The organism is Isoptericola sp. GX10416 (assembly GCF_056590155.1).
Map to the genome: position 1 here is coordinate 203,280 of NZ_JBWPVO010000007.1, position 17,518 is coordinate 220,797.

Sequence of the window (17,518 nt, forward strand, 5' to 3'; positions counted from 1 at the left end):
CAGGACGCCGCCCCCGCAGGTGCGAGGACGGCGTCCGGTCAGCGGGTCACTCCTTGGTGATCTGGTACAGGATCGGGTCGCTGTCCCAGCCGAACTGAACGTTCTCGACCGTGTCGGCGTAGCCACCGGTCGCGTTCTGGTACCACAGCGGGATGCCCGGCAGGTCCTGGAACAGGATCTCCTGGGCCTCCTTGTAGAGCTCGGTCGCCGTCTCGGTGTCCGGGGCCGCGCCGGCCTCGGCCAGCTTGGCGTCGAACTCCTCGGAGGAGTACTGCGCGTCGTTCGAGCCGGCTCCCGAGCCGTAGATCGGGCCCAGGAAGTTGCTCATCGACGGCCAGTCGGCCTGCCAGCCACCGCGGAAGAGGCCCTCGACCTCGCCCGAGTCGCGGGCGTTGAGGAACTCGTCGAACGTGGTGTACGGCGCGAACTCGCAGCCGATCTCCAGGTCCTGGCGGATGGTGTTGCACACCGCGTCGACCCAGTCCTGGTGGTCGGAGTCAGCGTTGGAGGCGATCTTCAGCGTGTAGTCGTCGCCGACGGACTCCATGCTCTCGGCCTCGTCCCACAGCTCCTTGGCGCCCGCGGGGTCGTACTCGAGCACCTCCGAGCCGGGGATCTCCTCCGAGTAGCCGTCGATGACCGGCGAGGTGAAGTCGGTCGCCGGGGTGCGCGAGCCGTTGTAGAGCGTCTCGGTGATGGTGTCGCGGTCGATCGCCATCGAGATCGCCTGGCGGCGCATCACGCCGGCCTCACCCTGGAACTCGGGGAGCCACTCGGGCACGTTGACGACCTGGATGAGCGCGGCCGGCTGGTTGACCGCCCGCTCGCCGAGCTGCTCCTCGAAGGTCGCGAACGCCGACGACGGCACGTTCGGCAGCACGTCGAGGTTGCCGTCGAGCATGTCGTTGTACGCCGTGTCCTCCTCGGTGTACGCCACCATCTCGATGCCGCCGTTGGCGGGCTGGCGCGGACCCTCGTAGCCCTCACGCGGGATGAGCGTGATGAGGCTGTCGTGCTCCCAGCTCTCCAGCTCGTAGGGGCCGGCGCCGATCGGCGTCTCGCCGAACGAGTCCGGGTCCTCGAAGAAGGCCTCGGGCATCGGGAAGAACGCCGTGTAGCCCAACCAGAGGGGGAAGTCGGCCGACGGCTCGGCGAGCTCCGCGGTGAACGTGGTCTCGTCGACGGCCTCGACCTCGATGTCGGAGGCCTCCGAGTCCGAGAAGCCGGCGAAGCCGTTGAAGAAGTACTGCTGGTTCTGGGCGTTGTCCAGGTTCGCGATGAACTTCCACGCGTCCACGAAGCTGGCGGCCGTGACCGGCGTGCCGTCGGAGAAGGTCCAGCCGTCCTGGATCGTGATCGTCCAGGACTTGTTGTCCTCGGTCTCGATCGACTCGGCGATCTCGTTCTGCGCGGCGCCGTCGGCGTCGTAGTAGACCAGACCGGAGTAGATGTTCTTCACCACGAGACCGCCGTAGACCTCGTTGGTCATGCCGGGGGTCAGGGGGTTCTGGGGCTCACCGCTGTTGACGGAGACGATGCCGGTGCTGGCGCCGTCGCCCTCCGCGGTCGAGTCGCCTTCGTCGGAGCCCGAGTCTCCGCACGCAGAGAGCAGCAGCGCCGAGGCCAGGGTGAAGGCGCCGATGCCTGCTAGACGTCGTCGAGGTGTCACGTGTCCTCCTGAGTAGGTGTGCACGCTCCCGGCATGGATGTCCGGGCGCGGTGGTGCCCTGGCGCGGATGGGCGCTCACGGCACGATGCGGGAAGGAGCCTAACCCCTCGATCGTGTCCCGGGTCACTCGTCGGCGACAGGGTGCCTCGATCGTGACCCGATTGGAACGCTGACGAAACCCGGGGGCCTGCGCAAGCGCTTTCCGAGGCGCCGGATGCGACATTCGTCCGGTTCGCGACCGGGACGCACGTCACATCAGCCGACCGTCGTGCAGGTCCACCACACGGTCGGCCCGCGCCACCAGCTCCGGGTCGTGGGTGGTCACCACGGCCGCCACCCGCTGGGTGTGCACCAGCTCGCGCAGCAGGTCCATCACCCGCAGCGCCGTGGCGGAGTCGAGCTGACCGGTCGGCTCGTCGGCGAGCAGCACGCGCGGAGCCGCCACCAGGGCCCGGGCGATCCCGACCCGTTGCTGCTGCCCGCCCGAGAGCTCGTAGGGCCGCTGGGCGGCGTGCTCCGACAGGCCGACCCGGTCCAGGACCTCGGCCACCCGGCGCGCCCGCTCGGCCGGGGGTGTGCGCCGCAGCCGCAACGGTACCTCCACGTTCTCCGCCGCGGACAGCACCGGCAGCAGCCCGAACGCCTGGAACACGTAGCCGATTTCGTCCCGGCGCACGGCGAGCACCTCGTCCGGACGCATCGCCGTCAGCTCGCGCGTGCCCAGCCACACCTGGCCCGACGACGGCGCGTCCAGCCCGCCGAGCACGTTCAGCAGCGTCGTCTTGCCCGACCCGGAGGGGCCGCGGACCACCAGCAGCTCACCCGGCCCCACCGTGAGGCTCACCCCGCGCAGCGCGTGCACGGCGGCCGGCCCGCTGCCGAAGGTGCGCGTCACCTCCGTCGCCGCGAGCGCCGTCGTCGTGCCCGGTACCGCCGTCATCGGTCCCCCTCCTCGGAAGCGTCCGGCCGGACCTGGACGTGGTCCGGCTCCAGGGCGAGCCGCACCCGGTCGCGCAGGTCCAGCGCCGCGACGAAGTCCGTCGGCAGCTGCAGGCGCCCCACCCGGTCGAGCACCGCGAACTCCTGCGCGACGTGCCGCTCCACGCCCTCGTCGTCGGTCTCCGTGCGGCGCAGCACCTCGGTGGCGGTGCGGCCGTCGCGGATCTGCACGGTGCGGGCCACGTGCTCGGAGACGGTGGGGTCGTGGGTGACGATGAGCGTGGTCACCCCGGTGGCCGCGTTGACGGCGCGCAGCGCCTCCAGCACCTCCACGCTCGTGGCCTCGTCCAGCTCACCGGTCGGCTCGTCGGCGAGCAGCACCCGGGGGCGGTTGGCGACCGCCACCGCGATGGCCACGCGCTGCTGCTGGCCGCCGGACATCTCGGCCGGGAGCCGGTCGGCGAGGTCGGCCACCCCCAGCAGGTCGAGCAGCTCGGCCACCCGCTCGTCCCGCTCGCCCCGCGGCGACCGGGCCAGGTCCAGCACGAGCCGCACGTTCTGCGCGGCCGTCAGGTACGGCAGCAGGTTGCGGGACGTCTGCTGCCAGACGAACCCGACGGCGTGGCGCTGGTAGCGCACCCGCTCCCGCCTCGACATGGTCAGCAGGTCCGTACCCGCCACGACGGCCGATCCCCCGGTCGGGGTGTCCAGCCCGGACAGGATGCCCAGCAGCGTGGACTTCCCTGAGCCCGAGGCCCCCACCACGGCGACCAGCTCTCCCGCCTCGAGGCGCAGGTCCAGCCCTTGCAGGGCCTGCACCTCCACGCCGTCGGTGGCGAAGATGCGCACCAGCCCGCTGCACAGGATCTCGCTCATGCGTCCGTCCCTCCCGGTTCCATCGCCTCAGTCCGTCCCGGCCCGCAGGTGTTCGACGTCGTGCCGGCGCCCCAGCGTCCCCGCGACGGCGGTCCCGGCCGCCACGACGAGGAGCAGCCCGAGGCCGAGCGCCCCGAGCCAGAGCGGGTCGGCGGCGAGCGCCGGAGCGCTGTCGCCGCCGGTCAGCGGGGTGAGGTCGACGACGGCGAGCACGAGCGCGGGCACGGCCCAGCCCAGCGCTCCCCCGGCGAGCAGGCCGGCCGCCGTCCACGGCGCCGTCTCCCACGCCACGATCCCCCGTTCGGCCCCGCGGGGCAGCCCGAGCGTGCGCAGCACGGCCAGCAGGCGCCGCCGTGCCGGTGCCGCCAGCACCAGGGCGAGCAGCACGACCGCGGCGCTCAGCAGGACCGACAGGGCCACCGCGAGCACGAAGGCGACCTGCAGGCCTGCCGCCGACGGCGAGGCGAGCAGCTCCTGCTCGCCGTCCGTCGGGTCGTCGACGACGGCGTTCGGCTCGACCGCCGAGATCTCCTGCTCCGCACGGGCCCGGTCGGCTGCCGTGGCGCCGTCGTCGAGGCCCAGCAGAGCGAGGCGGGAGAAGCCCGGGTCGACGTCGAGCCGCTCGACGGCCACGGCGTCGACGAGCAGCGCGGCGGTCGCCGGAGGGAAGCCCGGGAGCCGGTCGACCTGCTCGAGCACCTCGATCTCCGCCCCGCCCGGCCACCGCGACGGACCTTCCGCGAGGTCGCCGGCCACGATCGCCGGCAGCGCGTCGCCGGCCGGCTGCACGAGCTCCGCCGACCGGGTCGGCGCGCCCGGCACGTCGGCCTGCACGGCCGCGAGGGCCGCGGCATCGGTCGCGTACACGGTGACCGATGCCGTCCCGCTCGCGGTCCCGACCTGGACCCGGCCCAGGTCGAGCACCGGCGCGACCGCCGCCACCCCGGTGACGCCGGCGAGCGCCGAGACCGTCTCGTCGTCCATGAGCGGGCCGGCCACCCGCACGTCGGCGCCGACCGTGCCCCACGCCTGGCGGGTGACGCCGTCGCGCACCGTGGTGGCCAGCACCGTCGAGGAGGCGGCGACACCCACCGCGAGCACGAGGGCCAGGGCCGGCACCAGCCCTCCGGCGGCGTCGCGCCGCACGCGGGCGGCACCGAGGAACGGCACCAGGTCGGCCCGGCGGGCCAGCACCTGCTCGATCCCCCGCACGGCGGGCGGCACCAGCCGCACCACGACCAGCGCCGCCGTCAGGCTGACCAGCAGCGGTGCGGCGACGATCAGCGGGTCGACGGCGGGCCCGGTGCCGGCCGCGCCGGTGACGACACCCCGGTCGAGCGCCAGCCACGTGGTCAGGCCCGCCGCGAGCGCGACGGCGCCCTCCGCGAGCAACCGGCCGCGCCGCCGTCGGGCGGGCACCGCGTCGAGGTCCGCCCGCTGGTCGCGCAGCCCGCGCGAGGACGCGACGGCACCCAGCGCGACCGCCGGGGCCAGCCCGCAGGCGAGCACCGCGAGCACCTGGCCCGGCGTGACCGCGCCCGGCACGGCAGCCAGCCCGAGCGCCGCCCCCGCGACGGCCGCGGGCAGGCCGGCGACGAGGCCCTCGGCGGCCACCACCCCCCGTACCCAGAGGCTCGACGCCCCACGCGCCCGCACCAGCGCCAACGCGCCACGGCGGCGCTCGAGGACGAGCCGGGCCGCCAGCACCAGCACCGCCACCAGGGCGCCGAGCGGGCCGACGGCGAGCACCGCGACGATCGCGTCCACCCCCTGGCGCTGGCCCAGCACCCGCTGGAGCACGTCGACCAGCCCGGAGTCCGGTTCCAGCACGACGGCGTCCCCCGCCACCGGCGTCGACGTCGTGGCGGTGAAGCCCCGGAGCTGGGCCAGGAGCGTGAGGGCCTGCGCCGACGTGACCGCGCCGGTGTCGACCGGGTACCAGATCCGGGTGGTCGGGCTGGCGACCCAGGCGCCCAGCGTGCCCGGGTCGGCGAAGACGGCGGCCGTGGCGATCTTGCCGATGTTCGGGTCGATGACGACCTCCGGCGTCACCGCGAGCGGGCCGTGCACCCAGTAGTCGGAGCCCGCGTCCCGAGGCTCCCAGATGCCGACGAGCTCGGCGGGCGGCAGCAGCGGGTCGCCGGTCGGGTGCACGGAGCCGAGGGTCCAGCCGAGCTCGGCGGCGCTCGCCGTGGACATCACCACCTCGACCGGCACGGGATCGACGTCCACCACGCCGTCGGGACCGGGCAGCAGCGCGTGCCGGTCGGACACCACGGGGGTCGGCTCGGGCCACCTGCCCTCGACGAGCTCCACCTGGTCGCGCGCCGTGGGACCCGCGCGCAGGATGATCCACGGCGAGGCAACGTCGTTGCCCTCGACCCGCTCGACGTCGACCCGCTCGCCGGAGGTGATGAGGTCCGGCTCGCCCAGGACGCCCGCCAGCGGCTGCGGCTGGCCGGCGGCCAGGTCCCGCAGACCATCGCGGTAGCCGGCCAGGTCCGGCTGGGGAGGTTCGACCGGCGCGGCCCCCGCCCCGCCCAGGACCGGACCGTCGTAGGCCACGTAGCCCTCGCCGTACCCCGGGACGCCGGGGCTCGTGGCGATGACGTCCCGGGCGATCGCCGAGGCCTGGGCCGTGGCGTGCGCGAGCTGCTCCGCGTGCAGGCTCGCGACGGCGCGCGGCACGGCCGACGTCACCGCGGCGGCGAGCAGCGCGACGACGGCGAGCGCGACGGTCGGTCCGGCAGCCGTGCGCAGGTGGCGGCGGACCAGCAGCAGGAAGCTCATCGCACCTCCGGGCGGTAGGTCGTGTCTCGCGCCTGCGCCGCGACCCGTACCGCGACGACGGCGGCGACGGCGGCCGTCCCCAGGGCTGCGGTGCCGGTCAGGGCCACCACCGTGCCCGCGTCCACGACGAGCGCGGGCTGCGCGGTGCCGACGGCGAGGCTGCCGAGCGTGGCTCCCACCAGGCCGGGGACCGTCGCGGCGGCGACGGACCACCCCGCCAGGATCCCGGCGCCCAGGGCGACGACGCCGACCACCGCCGCCTCGAGCGCGCGCCCGGCCGCCTGGGAGCGTGGCCCCAGGCCCGCGGCGCGCAGCACGACGACCTCGTCCCGCCGGCCCGACAGACCGGCGACCGCCACGACCGCCAGCCCGACGACGGCGAGCGCCGCCGCTCCTGCCGCGGCGAGCGTGAAGGCGAGGCGCACCGGAGCGGCGGCGTCCACGCCACCGCCGCCTGCCGTGACGACCTCCACGTCCTGCGGCTCCGGGGCCGACGCCGCCGCCACGGACCCGGCCGTGGTCGCGAGCCGTTCCACCGCACCTGCGTCGTCAGGGTCCGACGCGGCCAGCCAGACCTCGGCGGGCCGCGGGAGCTGCGCGGCGGTGCGCAGGAGCGAGGCGTCGAGCGTAGCGAGGTCCACCAGGGCTGCCTCGGGGTGCGGCTGGCCCGGCACCGCCGGCGTCACACCGACCACCCGCAGCGGGACCGTGGACCCCGCCGTCGTGGCCTCGACGGTGTCACCCACCGCGAGGTCCCACCGCTGGGCGGCCGCCTCGCTGACCACCGCGGGGACCGCCGTGGCGGCGGGGGTAGCAGGGTCCGTGGCGACGAGGCGCAGCCGCGAGGCGTGGTTCGAGTCCAGCACCGCGTCGATCCCGAGCGTGCCGTCGGCCGGCGTGTCGAACCGGACCGACCCGATGTCCGCCGGGGCCCAGGCGGCGGCCGACACCTCGAGCGGCACCTCGGCGGACGAGCCACCGTCCGGCACCGTCGCCGCGACCGACACGGCGAGGGCCGTCTCGCGCGGCCAGGGCACGCCGTCGAACCCGATGTCGAGCGCCACCAGGCGAGCACCGGGCGGCGCGCCTGCCGGGAGGTCCGCCGTCAGGCTCGCCGTGCTCGACCCCTCGGGCAGCTCGGTGGTGCCCGCCTCGACGACCGTGAGGGTCCCGTCGGCCGCGGCCAGCCAGGCCGACACCTCGACCTCGATGGTCTCCGTGGCCGCCGCCTCCTCCAGCTCCTCGAGGACGTCGGCGGGCAGCTCCTGAGGCGCCTGCAGGTCGACGTCGCTCGTCACGGACGCGTCCAGCGCCAGGACCAGGCCCGTCGCGTCGTCCGGCACCGACGGGGCCGTGGCGAACGGGGCGTCGCCGCGCAGCATCGCGGACAGCGGGGCGGCGTCGGGGGTGCGCACCACGGCCGACACCCGGTCGGCCGCCAGGGCCGTGAGTCCGACGGTCGCACCCTGGACGGTCGCGTCGGCGACGAGCGCCGGCGCCGCGGCGGCCACGCCGCCGAGGGCCGCCAGCTCGTCGGCGCGTGGCGGTGGCCGCTCGACACTCAGCCGACCGGGCGCCGGCACGGTCACCCGCACGTCGGTCCCGACCCGCTGCGCGATCGCGTCGGCGCGCGCCTGCTCCGACGTCCCCGCGTAGGCGCCCGCCAGCACGGCCGAACCCGAGGCGAGCACCAGCAGCACCACGCCCACGACGACCACCCGCAGGCGCCGCGCCACCTGCCGGGCGGCGAGCACCGCCGTCGTGCCCCGCCCCCGCGCGGCCAGGGCCGACCACAGGCGCGCGCCCGGACCGAGCAGCGCGAGGACGACCACGCCCAGGGCCGCCAGGACCAGCGCCGGGGCCGCGGCCGCGAGCGGGTCGGTGCGGGCGCCGTCGGGCACGACGACGAGCGGCGAGCCGAGGGATCGCAGGCGCAGCAACCCGGCCGCACCGAGCGCGACGGCGGCGACCACGGTGCCGAGCGCGGCGACCTGCCGCAGGCGCCCCGACCGGTCGGTGACCTCGCGACGGGCGACGGCGCGCGCCTGCAGCGCGACGACGGCGGTCAGGACGACGACGGAACCCACCGCCGTCAGGGCGCCCGTCCACGCGACGCTCGCCGTCGGTGCCGCGCCACGGACGGCGAGCACGCCCACCGCGAGCGCCGTGCCGGCGCCCGACGCGAGCACACCGACGACGGCGGCCTCGAGGAGGCCCGCCGCCGTGAGCTGCCGCGGCGCCGCGCCACGGGCCACGAGGATCTCGGCCTCGGTCTCGCGGGTCGCCGCGAGGAGCCGCGCGACCTGTGTCAGCGCCACCACCGCGGTCAGCGCGAGCAGGACCACGGGCACCGCGGCGACCGCGCCCGCGTCCCGCTGGGCGGTGTGCACCACCGCGGCCCGTTCGCCGAGGTCGCCCTCGACGACGACGCCGCGCACGGCCACGCCGTCGGCCTCCCGCAGGGCGGTCCGCAGTCCGTCACCACCGGCGGTGAGGCCGGCGGCGTCGCCCGACGTGAACGCCTCGAGGTCCGGCGTGACCAGCCACGTGGCGAACGGGGTGTCGGTGCCGTCCGGGGTCTCGGACCGGACCACGTCGAGCGGCGCGCCGTCGAAGACCTCGTCGACCAGCTCCCGGAAGCGCACGTCCTGCGCGGCGGCGTCCGGCGCGACGCGCGTGGTCACGGTCAGGCTCGCCGGCTCTGGCTCGGCCAGGGCCGTGCGGGCCGCGTCCGTGGTCGAGGCGACCACCGCACCGAGCATCACCCCGCTCGTCGCCGCCACGACGGCGACGAGCAGGGCGACGAGGCTCAGCAGGCCGCGGTGAGCCCTGGCCCGACGCCGCAGATAGCCCATTCAGCCGCCGAGGCGCAGCTCGACGATCTCGTCGCCGAGCTCGGCGAGGAGCCGGTGGCGGTCCTCGCGCCGCTGCTTCTGCTCGGCAGGGTCCGGCACCGGAGCAGCCGCCAGCAGCCGCCTCGTGTAGTCCTCGCGCGGGTTGCGCAGCACCGCGTCCCGGTCCCCCTGCTCCACGATGCGCCCGCCCTGCAGCACGACGACCTTGTGGGCCAGCAGGTCGATGACCGCCAGGTCGTGGCTCACGAACAGGCAGGCGAACCCGAACTGCTGCTGCAACGACGTGAACAGGTCCAGCACCGAGGCCTGCACCGAGACGTCGAGCGCCGACGTCGGCTCGTCCGCGACCAGGAGCTCCGGCTCCAGGGTGAGCGCCCGCGCGATGGAGACGCGCTGACGCTGCCCGCCGGAGAGCTCATGCGGGTAGCGGTTGTAGAACGAGCGCGGCAGCTCGACGGCGTCCAACAGCTCGAGCACCCGGTCGTGACGGGACGCGGCGTCACCCACCTGGTGCACGGCGAGCGGCTCCGCGATCGCCTCGCCCACCGGGAACCGGGGGTTGATCGAGGCGGCCGGGTCCTGGAACACGACGCCGATCCGGCGGCGCAGCGCCTTGAGCTGCTTCTTGCCGAGCGCGGCGTAGTCCTCGCCGAGGATCCGCACACCGCCCGAGACCGCCGGGATGAGCCCCAGCGCGCACTTGCCGATGGTGGACTTGCCCGAGCCCGACTCGCCGACCAGACCGACGATCTCGCCCGGACCGACGGTGAACGAGACGTCGTCGACGGCGCGGAACGCCGGCTTGCCCAGACGGTGGTACTCGATGACCAGGTTGTCGAGGGCCAGCGCCGGCTTCACACGACCGGGCTCGCTCGCCTGCCCCGCGGCGACCTCGGCCTGGCCGACGCCCTCCCCCAGGTGGGGCACCGCACCGAGGAGCTTCTTCGTGTACTGGTGCTGCGGGTTCGTCAGGACCTGCTCGGCGGTGCCCGTCTCCACGAGGTCGCCCCGGAGCATCACCGCGACGCGGTCGGCCATGTCCGCCACCACGCCCATGTTGTGGGTGATCAGCAGGATGCCGGTGTCCAGCTTGTCCTTCAGCGATCGCAGCAGGTCGAGGATGTCCGCCTGCACCGTGACGTCGAGGGCCGTGGTCGGCTCGTCGGCGACGATGACCTTGGGGTCGCAGGAGATCGCCATCGCGATGACGACGCGCTGGCGCTGCCCGCCCGAGAGCTCGTGCGGGTACTGCTTGAGCCGTCGCTCCGGTTCCGGGATGCCCACCATCCGCAGCAGGTCCGCCGCACGGGCCATCGCCTGCTTGCCGTAGGCGATCCCGTGGAGCTGGAGCGCCTCGGTGAGCTGGTCGCCGATGGTCAGCACCGGGTTGAGCGCCGTCATCGGCTCCTGGAACACCATGGCGATGTCGTTGCCGCGCATCGTGCGCAGGCCCGCCTGGTCCAGCTCGCCGACGACCTTGTCGCCGACCCGGACCGTGCCGGAGACCCGGGCGTTGGCCGGGAGCAGCCCCAGCGCCGTCGTGGACGTGACGGACTTCCCGGAACCGGACTCGCCCACGAGCGCGACGACCTCGCCGGGACGGACCTCGAGCGAGACTCCCTTGACGGCGTGGACGTCACCGAACTCCGTGCCGAACGTGACCTCGAGGTCGGTGAACGACAGGACGGCGGCGCCGGTGGAGGTGGCGTCGGACGACGAGGTGATGTCGAGGGTGGTCATCAGGCCTTGGTCCTGTTCTGGCGGGGGTCGAAGGCGTCGCGCAGGCCGTCGCCGATGAAGTTCACGGTCAGGGCGATGGCGAGGATCATCAGACCCGGCCACCAGAACAGCCACGGGCGCGTGGTGAACGCCGTCTGGTAGTCGGAGATGAGCAGGCCCAGCGAGGTGTCGGGTGCCTGCACGCCGTAGCCGAGGTAGCTCAGCGACGTCTCGAGCAGGATCGCGGAGGAGATGGTCAGCGTCGCCGAGACGATGATGGTGCCGATGGCGTTGGGCAGGATGTGCTTGAAGATGATGCGGCCGCTGCCGGTGCCGACGGCCGTGGCCGCGACGACGAAGTCGCGCTCCCGCAGCGAGAGCATCTCCCCGCGCACCAGCCGGGCCAGGGACGTCCACAGCACGATGCCGAGCACGATGGTCAGCCCCCAGATCCCCCAGGCGCTCGCCATCTTGCCGAGGACGGCGGCGAGCACCAGCAGCGGGATGACCAGGAGCAGGTCGGTCAGGCGCATGAGCAGCGACTCGAGCCAGCCGCGGAAGTAGCCGGCCACGGCGCCGACCACCGTGCCGATGAGCGTGGAGATGACGCCGACGCCGAACGCGATGATGAGCGACTTCTGGGTGCCGAGCATCACCAGGGCGAAGTAGTCCTTGCCGATGGTGTCCTGGCCGAACGGGTGCTCCCACGTGGGGGCGCCCGTGCCGATCTTCTCGTACGGAGCCTCGGGGACCTTGTCCCACCACCCCGGGATCGGGCCGATCCCGATGGACGTGAAGGCGACGAGGACGATGACGGCCAGCACGACCATGGCGACGATCGCGCCCCGGTGGCGGAAGAACCGCATCCGGACGAGCTGGCCCTGGCTGTAGGACTTCTCCTGCGCCGGAGGTGTCTGGAGGTCAGTCATGGCTCGCTCCGCGGGTGTGAGGCGTACGGGTTCCGGTCATGGGTCTCACCGCCGGATCCGTGGGTCGAGGTAGGCGTAGGCGATGTCGGCGAGCATGTTCATCAGGATCGCCGCGGTACCGGTCACCAGGAAGAACGCCATCACCGGGGCGGGGTCGACGCGGTCGAGACCCTCACGGAACATGGCCCCCATGCCCTTCCAGCCGAACACGCTCTCGGTGATCACCGCGCCGCCGATGAGCCCGGCGAAGTCGAACGCCACGATCGTCGTGATGGGGATCAGCGCGTTGCGGAAGGCGTGCTTGGTGACGACCGCCCGCTCGGAGAGTCCCTTGGACCGCGCGGTGCGCACGTAGTCCTGGTTCATCACCTCGAGCATGGACGAGCGGGTGTAACGGGAGTACGACGCGACCGAGATGAGGGTCAGGACCACGGTGGGCAGCACGAGCTGCATGCCGGTGTCCAGCACCGACTCCCAGAAGTCGCCCGAGAAGTTCGGCGTCTCCGAGCCGATCGTCGAGATCGGCCGCGACTTGAGCTGCAGGAAGCTCGCCCAGCTGGCCACGAGGATGTCGAACACGATGACCAGCGAGGTGATGGCACCGGTGATACCGGAGATCAGCATCGCCTGCTTGCGTGCGTAGCCGCCCCAGGCGGCGCCGATGCCGATCGAGACGACCACGGCGAGCAGGAACAGCCCGATGAGGACCCACCACGACGACGGTTCGAGCAGGATCCCGGCGAAGGCGAGGTAGCTGAGGGCGCCAACGACGGCGGTGGTCAGCGCCGCGTACAGCACGCGGCGGTTGCCGAGCCCGGCGACGATGGCGGTCACCAGGACGGCGGCACCGAGCGACGTCAGCAGCACCATGCCGAGGCCGAAGAACGGGTTGCGGAACCAGTCAAGGGCGTTCAGCACCCACAGCACGAGAGCGACGAACGCGAAGGTCACCGCACCGGTGCTCAGGATGCGTCGCCAGGAGCCGCCGAGCACCGCTCCGACGACCACTCCGGCGACGGCCGCTGTGCCGAAGATCATCAGCGGTTTCATGTCGCCACCGGCTATCCAGTCGTTGAACCGGATCGCGCCGTACTCCTTCAGGAGGACCGCCGCCCAGAACACCGGCAGCGAGAAGAAGAGGAAGGCGAGGAACGTCACCGAGTAGTCGAACCCGGAGTACTGGCGGATGGCGGAGATGATCCCGACGGCGATCCCGACGACGATGGCGAGAAGGGTGGCCGCCGTGACCAGCCGGAGCGTCGAGGTCGCGGCTTGCGCGGTCAGGTCGAGGACGTTGGCGCCGGTGACGGTGGTGCCGAGGTCGCAGGTGCCCGCGAAGCACTGGCCGACGCCGGCGAGCCAGTCCACGTAGCGGACCACGTCCGGGTCGTCGAGCCCCATGTGATCGACGCGCGCGTCGATGAGCTGCTGCTTGTTGTCCGCGTTGCTCTCGCGCAGGTCCTTGAGCGGGTCACCGGAGTTCACGGTGAGGACGAACATGAGGAACGACGCCGCCAGCAGGACGAGGGCGGAGATGCCCAGGCGGCGGAGGATGAACTTGAGCACGAGGTGCCCCTTCACGATCGGGCAGGCGTGCGGGGACAGGGGAGCTCCCCTGTCCCCGCACGCGCGTGCCTCTCAGGCGGTCAGGACGTCAGGACGCGCGAGCCCACTGCTCCGCGTTCCACACGATGCCCGACTGCGCGGCCGTGTCACGCACGTTCTCGAGGTCGGAGCTGTACGCACCGACACCCGGGTGAGCGAACAGCGGGATGCCGAACAGCGTGTCCCAGAGCTGCTTCTCGATCACCTTGGTCTGCTCGACGTGCACCGCCTCGTCGGCGGTCGAGGCGAGGGTCTCCCACGCCTCGTCGACGACCTCGTCCGAGTAGCCGCCGTAGTTCTGCGGCTGGCCGGTCGCGTAGATGTTCTGACCGGAGGCCTTCTGGCCCGAGCCGGCCCAGGCGAACAGCGCGACCTCGTAGTCACCGTTGGGCAGGTCCTTGTCGAAGAACTCCGGCGAGCCGGTGTCGACGATGTCGAAGCCCACCTGGTCGCACGACGCCTTGATCGAGGCGATCTCGTCGGCGCGGCGCGGGTTGGGCGCGGAGTAGCCGATGCGGACCTCGGTGCCCTCCTCGAGACCGGCGGCCGCGAACTTCTCCTTGGCCGTCTCCAGGTCGACCTCGTCGTAGCGGCCGTCGTACGACTCGGCCACGATCTCGTCGTACTTCTCCGTCTGGAACGGGAACACCTCGCGGGCGTTCATGACCACGGCGGTGTCGTCGATCGGCTTGATCAGGTCGTCGACGATCTTCTGGCGCGGCACGCAGTAGGCGAACGCCTCGCGGGCGTCCAGGCTTTCGGAGAAGATGCCGTTGTTGAAGTTGAAGTCGAGGTGCTCCCAGGTCAGCGTCTGGCCGGTGGTGACGGTGACCTGCGAACCGAGCTGCTCGAGCTGGTCCACCGTGTCCACGGTGGCCTGCGGCTCGATGACGTCGAGGTCACCGTTCTGCAGGGCCTGGACGTGGGTGTCCGCCGCGGCGAACCGGAACGTGACGTCCTGGGTCGCGGCCGGCGGGCCCCAGTAGTTCTCGTTGGCCGTCAGGGTGATGGACTGACCGGCGACCCAACCGTCCTCCTTGAACATGTAGGGGCCGGAGGAGGGGACCAGCGCCGGGTCGGGCAGCTCGCCCGGCGTCTCGGAGAGCCAGCCCGTGTTCCAGAACTCGACGGCGTCCTCGAGGACGTCCATGTCGACCTCCTGGATCGCGGTGACGAGCTCCTCGGTGGTGATGCCGATCTGCTCGGCGACCACGTGCGCCGGGAGCGGGGTGCTGACCAGGATCTCCCAGTCGGCGTAGACGCGCTCGTAGTCGTACTGGAACGTCTTGGCGTCCGCGGCGTCGGCCTGCGGACCGTCCGGCACGTAGTCTCCGAGGGTCAGGCCGCTGATGCTGTTGAACAGCGCCTCCTCGCTCGCGTCCTCGGTGACGGCGCCGTCGGCGGTGATCGCCTGAGTGGCCCAGTCGAGCAGGAAGTCGGCGTAGGTGATGGGCGTACCGTCGGACCACACCGCGTCGTCCGCGATCGTGTACCGGACCTGCAGCGGGTCCTCGGAGATGGCCTCGTAGGTGCCGAAGTTCTCGTCGTGGCAGATCGTGCCGTCGACGCCGAAGTACCAGAAGAGACCCTGGATGCGCTCGGTCACGGCGCTGTTGTACGTGGAGTACGTCTCCGGCGTGAGGGTGTTGTAACCGAGGAACTCGTCCTCGCCGACGGAGTACTTGACCTCACCCTCCGCGGTCTCCGTGGTGCCGGTGTCGACCTTGCACGGATCGCTGATCTGCTCGGTCTCCATCGACTCCGCAGCGGTGTCCTCGGTCTGGGGCTCGTCGTCGGCTGCCGGGCTGGAGCATGCCGAGAACAGCAGGGCGCCCGCGGCGACGGCCGCGACGGCTGCGCTTGCTCGCCTGATCTTCACTGGGTTTCCTCCTCAGGGGAAGGACCCCCGTCGTGCTCGACCGGCGCGCGACGCGCTGTGTCCGGCCTCACCCTCGGAGGGTCCGTGGTGTTCGCCACACCGTACCCAGCAGAGAGTGATGCTATTCACCCTCTCGACACTTTCCGAGTTGATCGTTATGGATCTGAGACTGCCTAGAAGCACAACGCACGATTTCGCCGGTCGCACCGGAACACAAGCGAAACAAGGTGACCCTGTTCCATCACATCAACACCAGTATGGCGGTGTTATGGAAGGGGCAGGAAAGGGAATCGACCCCGAATTCCCGCACCATCAGGGGCGATGGCCTCGCTTCTCGTTGCCGCGGCGGTAGTTCCCGGTGGCCCGCGCGAGGAGCTCCTGGTCCTGGGCGTCGTCCCGGCCCAGGAGCGAGACCAGCCGGGCCGCCTTCGCCCCGGAAACCACGACCACCAGCCGGCCGCCCCTGCTGACGAGGACCCGGCCGTCCTTCGTGACCCGGTAGTCGAACGGGTCGTCCTGCAGGCTCATCGGTCCGCCTCTGCGTGGCGCCGCCAGCGGTACGGCGTCGTCGTGGACACCTTCACCATGCCCGCCCGCTCCAGGATCGGCCGGGAGTGCTCGGTCGAGTCGCTGTGCATCAGCGGCTTGCCCGCCGCGAGCGCCGACCGGGCGCGGGCAGCGGTCAGGGCCCGGTAGATGCCGCGTCCACGCCACCCCGGGCGCGTCGAACCGCCCCAGACTCCCGCGAACTCGGTGCCGGCGACGGGCTCGAGCCGCCCCGCGCTCACGATCTCGTCGCCCGCCTCCGCGATCCAGATCTCCATGGCAGGGTCGACCGCCTGCCTGCGCAGGATCGCGTCGGCGTTCCCGGCCGACGGCGGGTCCCCGAACACCTCGTCCGCCATCGCCTGCATCGCGCGGACGTCCGCCTCGGCGTCGATCCTGCGCAGCGTCACGCCGTCGGGCGGCACGACGTCGACGGCCGCGAGCTCCTCGGTCCGGCCGACCATGATCGACTCGGTCCCGTCCGGGACGAACCCGGCACCGGTCAGCGCCTCGTGCAGCCCGGGTGCGTGGTCGTGTCCACGCGTCTTCCACTCGACCCGGACGATCTCCTCGTCACCGCGGTAGTGCTCCACCGCGGACGCGACGAGCTCGCGCACGCCCGCCGCGTCGGCGCCACCGAGATCCGGGTAGGTCACGAACCCGCGGCCACCGGGGAACGTGACGAGCCGCAGCGGGCCGAGACGGTCCACTCGCGACGCCGACGGGGTCTCGGCGTCCGTGCGGAGCTGGTCGTCATAGGCGGCGAGCAGCGGAGCGAGACCGGTCATGCCCGTGACGTTGCCACCCGGTCGCGGTGAGAGCAACGCATTTCCGCGGGTCGTCGGATCCGCCTACGAGAGCGGAGCCCTGAGGTCCTCGTCCGACCACAGGGCCGCCGCCGCGTGCCCGAGCAGCAGCTTCGGGTAGTAGGTCCACGCGAACCACGGGGCCCGGGCGGACGGGCCGAGCGCGGCGTCGAGCGCGAGACCTCCGACCGTGAGGGCCACGCCCAGCGGCCGCCGACGGGCCGGGAAGCGCCGGATGACCGCCGTCGACCCCATGAGGTAGGCGTAGTGGGCCGCGGCCCAGGTGACGCCGGGGACCCGGCGGCCGATCCCCCGGTCGATCCAGGCGACGACGGCCGGGTGCACGTGCAGCGCGGCGAACGTCAGGTGGTCCGCCTCGCCCTGGCCCGGACGCTCGTACCAGCGTGCGCACGCCCGGGTGTTGTTGACGTAGGCACCACCGCTGAGGTCGACGGCGAGCAGGCAGGCCGCGACGGCACCTGCCCGGCCGGCACCGGCCCGCCGGGCGACGAGCGGTGCCACCACCGCACCGGCCACCGTCGTGGCGACGGTCAGGGCGTGGTCGACGGGCGTCGCCTCCGGCCCGACGAGCTCGGCCCAGAAGCGCCGCACCTCGCCGCGTCCGAGACTCACGCTGCCACCGTGGCACGGGGCGCGACCAGGGGCAACGGCGGGCTCCCCCAGCGTGGCGGGTGCGGTACCGGCCGGGTCCGCGAGGCGACGCGATCGTGATCAGCGATATCTGTCATTCTCCACCGACAGGGACCATCTGCTATCGGCCGGAGGCATTTGCGGCTCATCCGATCTGAGGGTGTAGTCGGGGTCTGAATGTGAAGTCGCAGGACATCGTTGACGGTTCTGTCTCAGGACATCATGGACAGTCGGTCTCATGACATCGTGGACAC

The 17,518-nt window shown here is 72.8% G+C and carries 12 protein-coding genes; all 12 read right to left on the reverse strand.

Features of this window, described 5'->3' with window-relative positions; genetic code table 11:
• Window positions 1–46 precede the first annotated feature (46 nt).
• The 12 genes from ACWAT2_RS12385 to ACWAT2_RS12440 all read right to left on the reverse strand — a co-directional run bounded on the left by ACWAT2_RS12385 (window position 47) and on the right by ACWAT2_RS12440 (window position 17,246).
• On the reverse strand, window positions 47–1,669 hold the full coding sequence (locus ACWAT2_RS12385) for a peptide ABC transporter substrate-binding protein (protein ID WP_402375940.1): 1,623 nt from the start codon (window positions 1,667–1,669) through the stop codon (window positions 47–49).
• A gap of 250 nt (window positions 1,670–1,919) precedes the next feature.
• Window positions 1,920–2,609: an ABC transporter ATP-binding protein gene (locus ACWAT2_RS12390; protein ID WP_402375938.1), complete on the reverse strand. Its 690-nt coding sequence runs from the start codon at window positions 2,607–2,609 to the stop codon at window positions 1,920–1,922.
• Window positions 2,606–3,484, reverse strand: a complete 879-nt coding sequence (locus ACWAT2_RS12395; RefSeq protein ID WP_402375936.1) for an ABC transporter ATP-binding protein — start codon at window positions 3,482–3,484, stop codon at window positions 2,606–2,608. The genes ACWAT2_RS12390 and ACWAT2_RS12395 overlap by 4 nt, the downstream gene beginning before the upstream one ends.
• A gap of 27 nt (window positions 3,485–3,511) precedes the next feature.
• Window positions 3,512–6,274 (reverse strand): FtsX-like permease family protein, encoded by a 2,763-nt coding sequence (locus ACWAT2_RS12400; protein ID WP_402375934.1) that lies wholly within the window; start codon window positions 6,272–6,274, stop codon window positions 3,512–3,514.
• Window positions 6,271–9,129, reverse strand: coding sequence for an FtsX-like permease family protein (locus tag ACWAT2_RS12405; protein WP_402375933.1), 2,859 nt, complete (start codon window positions 9,127–9,129; stop codon window positions 6,271–6,273). The genes ACWAT2_RS12400 and ACWAT2_RS12405 overlap by 4 nt, the downstream gene beginning before the upstream one ends.
• Window positions 9,130–10,869 carry an ABC transporter ATP-binding protein gene (locus ACWAT2_RS12410; RefSeq protein ID WP_402375931.1) on the reverse strand — a complete coding sequence of 580 codons (1,740 nt, stop codon included), beginning with the start codon at window positions 10,867–10,869 and terminating at the stop codon, window positions 9,130–9,132.
• On the reverse strand, window positions 10,869–11,777 hold the full coding sequence (locus ACWAT2_RS12415) for an ABC transporter permease (RefSeq protein WP_402375930.1): 909 nt from the start codon (window positions 11,775–11,777) through the stop codon (window positions 10,869–10,871). Before ACWAT2_RS12415 ends, ACWAT2_RS12410 begins: the two co-directional genes overlap by 1 nt.
• Before the next feature lie 45 nt (window positions 11,778–11,822).
• The gene (locus tag ACWAT2_RS12420) at window positions 11,823–13,343 is read right to left on the reverse strand and encodes an ABC transporter permease (RefSeq protein WP_402375928.1); all 1,521 of its coding nucleotides are present in this window, start codon (window positions 13,341–13,343) and stop codon (window positions 11,823–11,825) included.
• An 88-nt stretch (window positions 13,344–13,431) separates the two neighbouring features.
• On the reverse strand, window positions 13,432–15,261 hold the full coding sequence (locus ACWAT2_RS12425) for an ABC transporter substrate-binding protein (RefSeq protein ID WP_402375926.1): 1,830 nt from the start codon (window positions 15,259–15,261) through the stop codon (window positions 13,432–13,434).
• A 312-nt stretch (window positions 15,262–15,573) separates the two neighbouring features.
• Entirely contained in the window at window positions 15,574–15,789 is a 216-nt protein-coding gene (locus ACWAT2_RS12430; protein ID WP_402375924.1) for a hypothetical protein, read from the reverse strand.
• Window positions 15,786–16,595 carry a GNAT family N-acetyltransferase gene (locus tag ACWAT2_RS12435; RefSeq protein WP_402375922.1) on the reverse strand — a complete coding sequence of 270 codons (810 nt, stop codon included), beginning with the start codon at window positions 16,593–16,595 and terminating at the stop codon, window positions 15,786–15,788. Before ACWAT2_RS12435 ends, ACWAT2_RS12430 begins: the two co-directional genes overlap by 4 nt.
• A gap of 63 nt (window positions 16,596–16,658) precedes the next feature.
• Entirely contained in the window at window positions 16,659–17,246 is a 588-nt protein-coding gene (locus ACWAT2_RS12440) for a hypothetical protein (protein ID WP_402375921.1), read from the reverse strand.
• Between the last annotated feature and the right edge of the window lie 272 nt (window positions 17,247–17,518).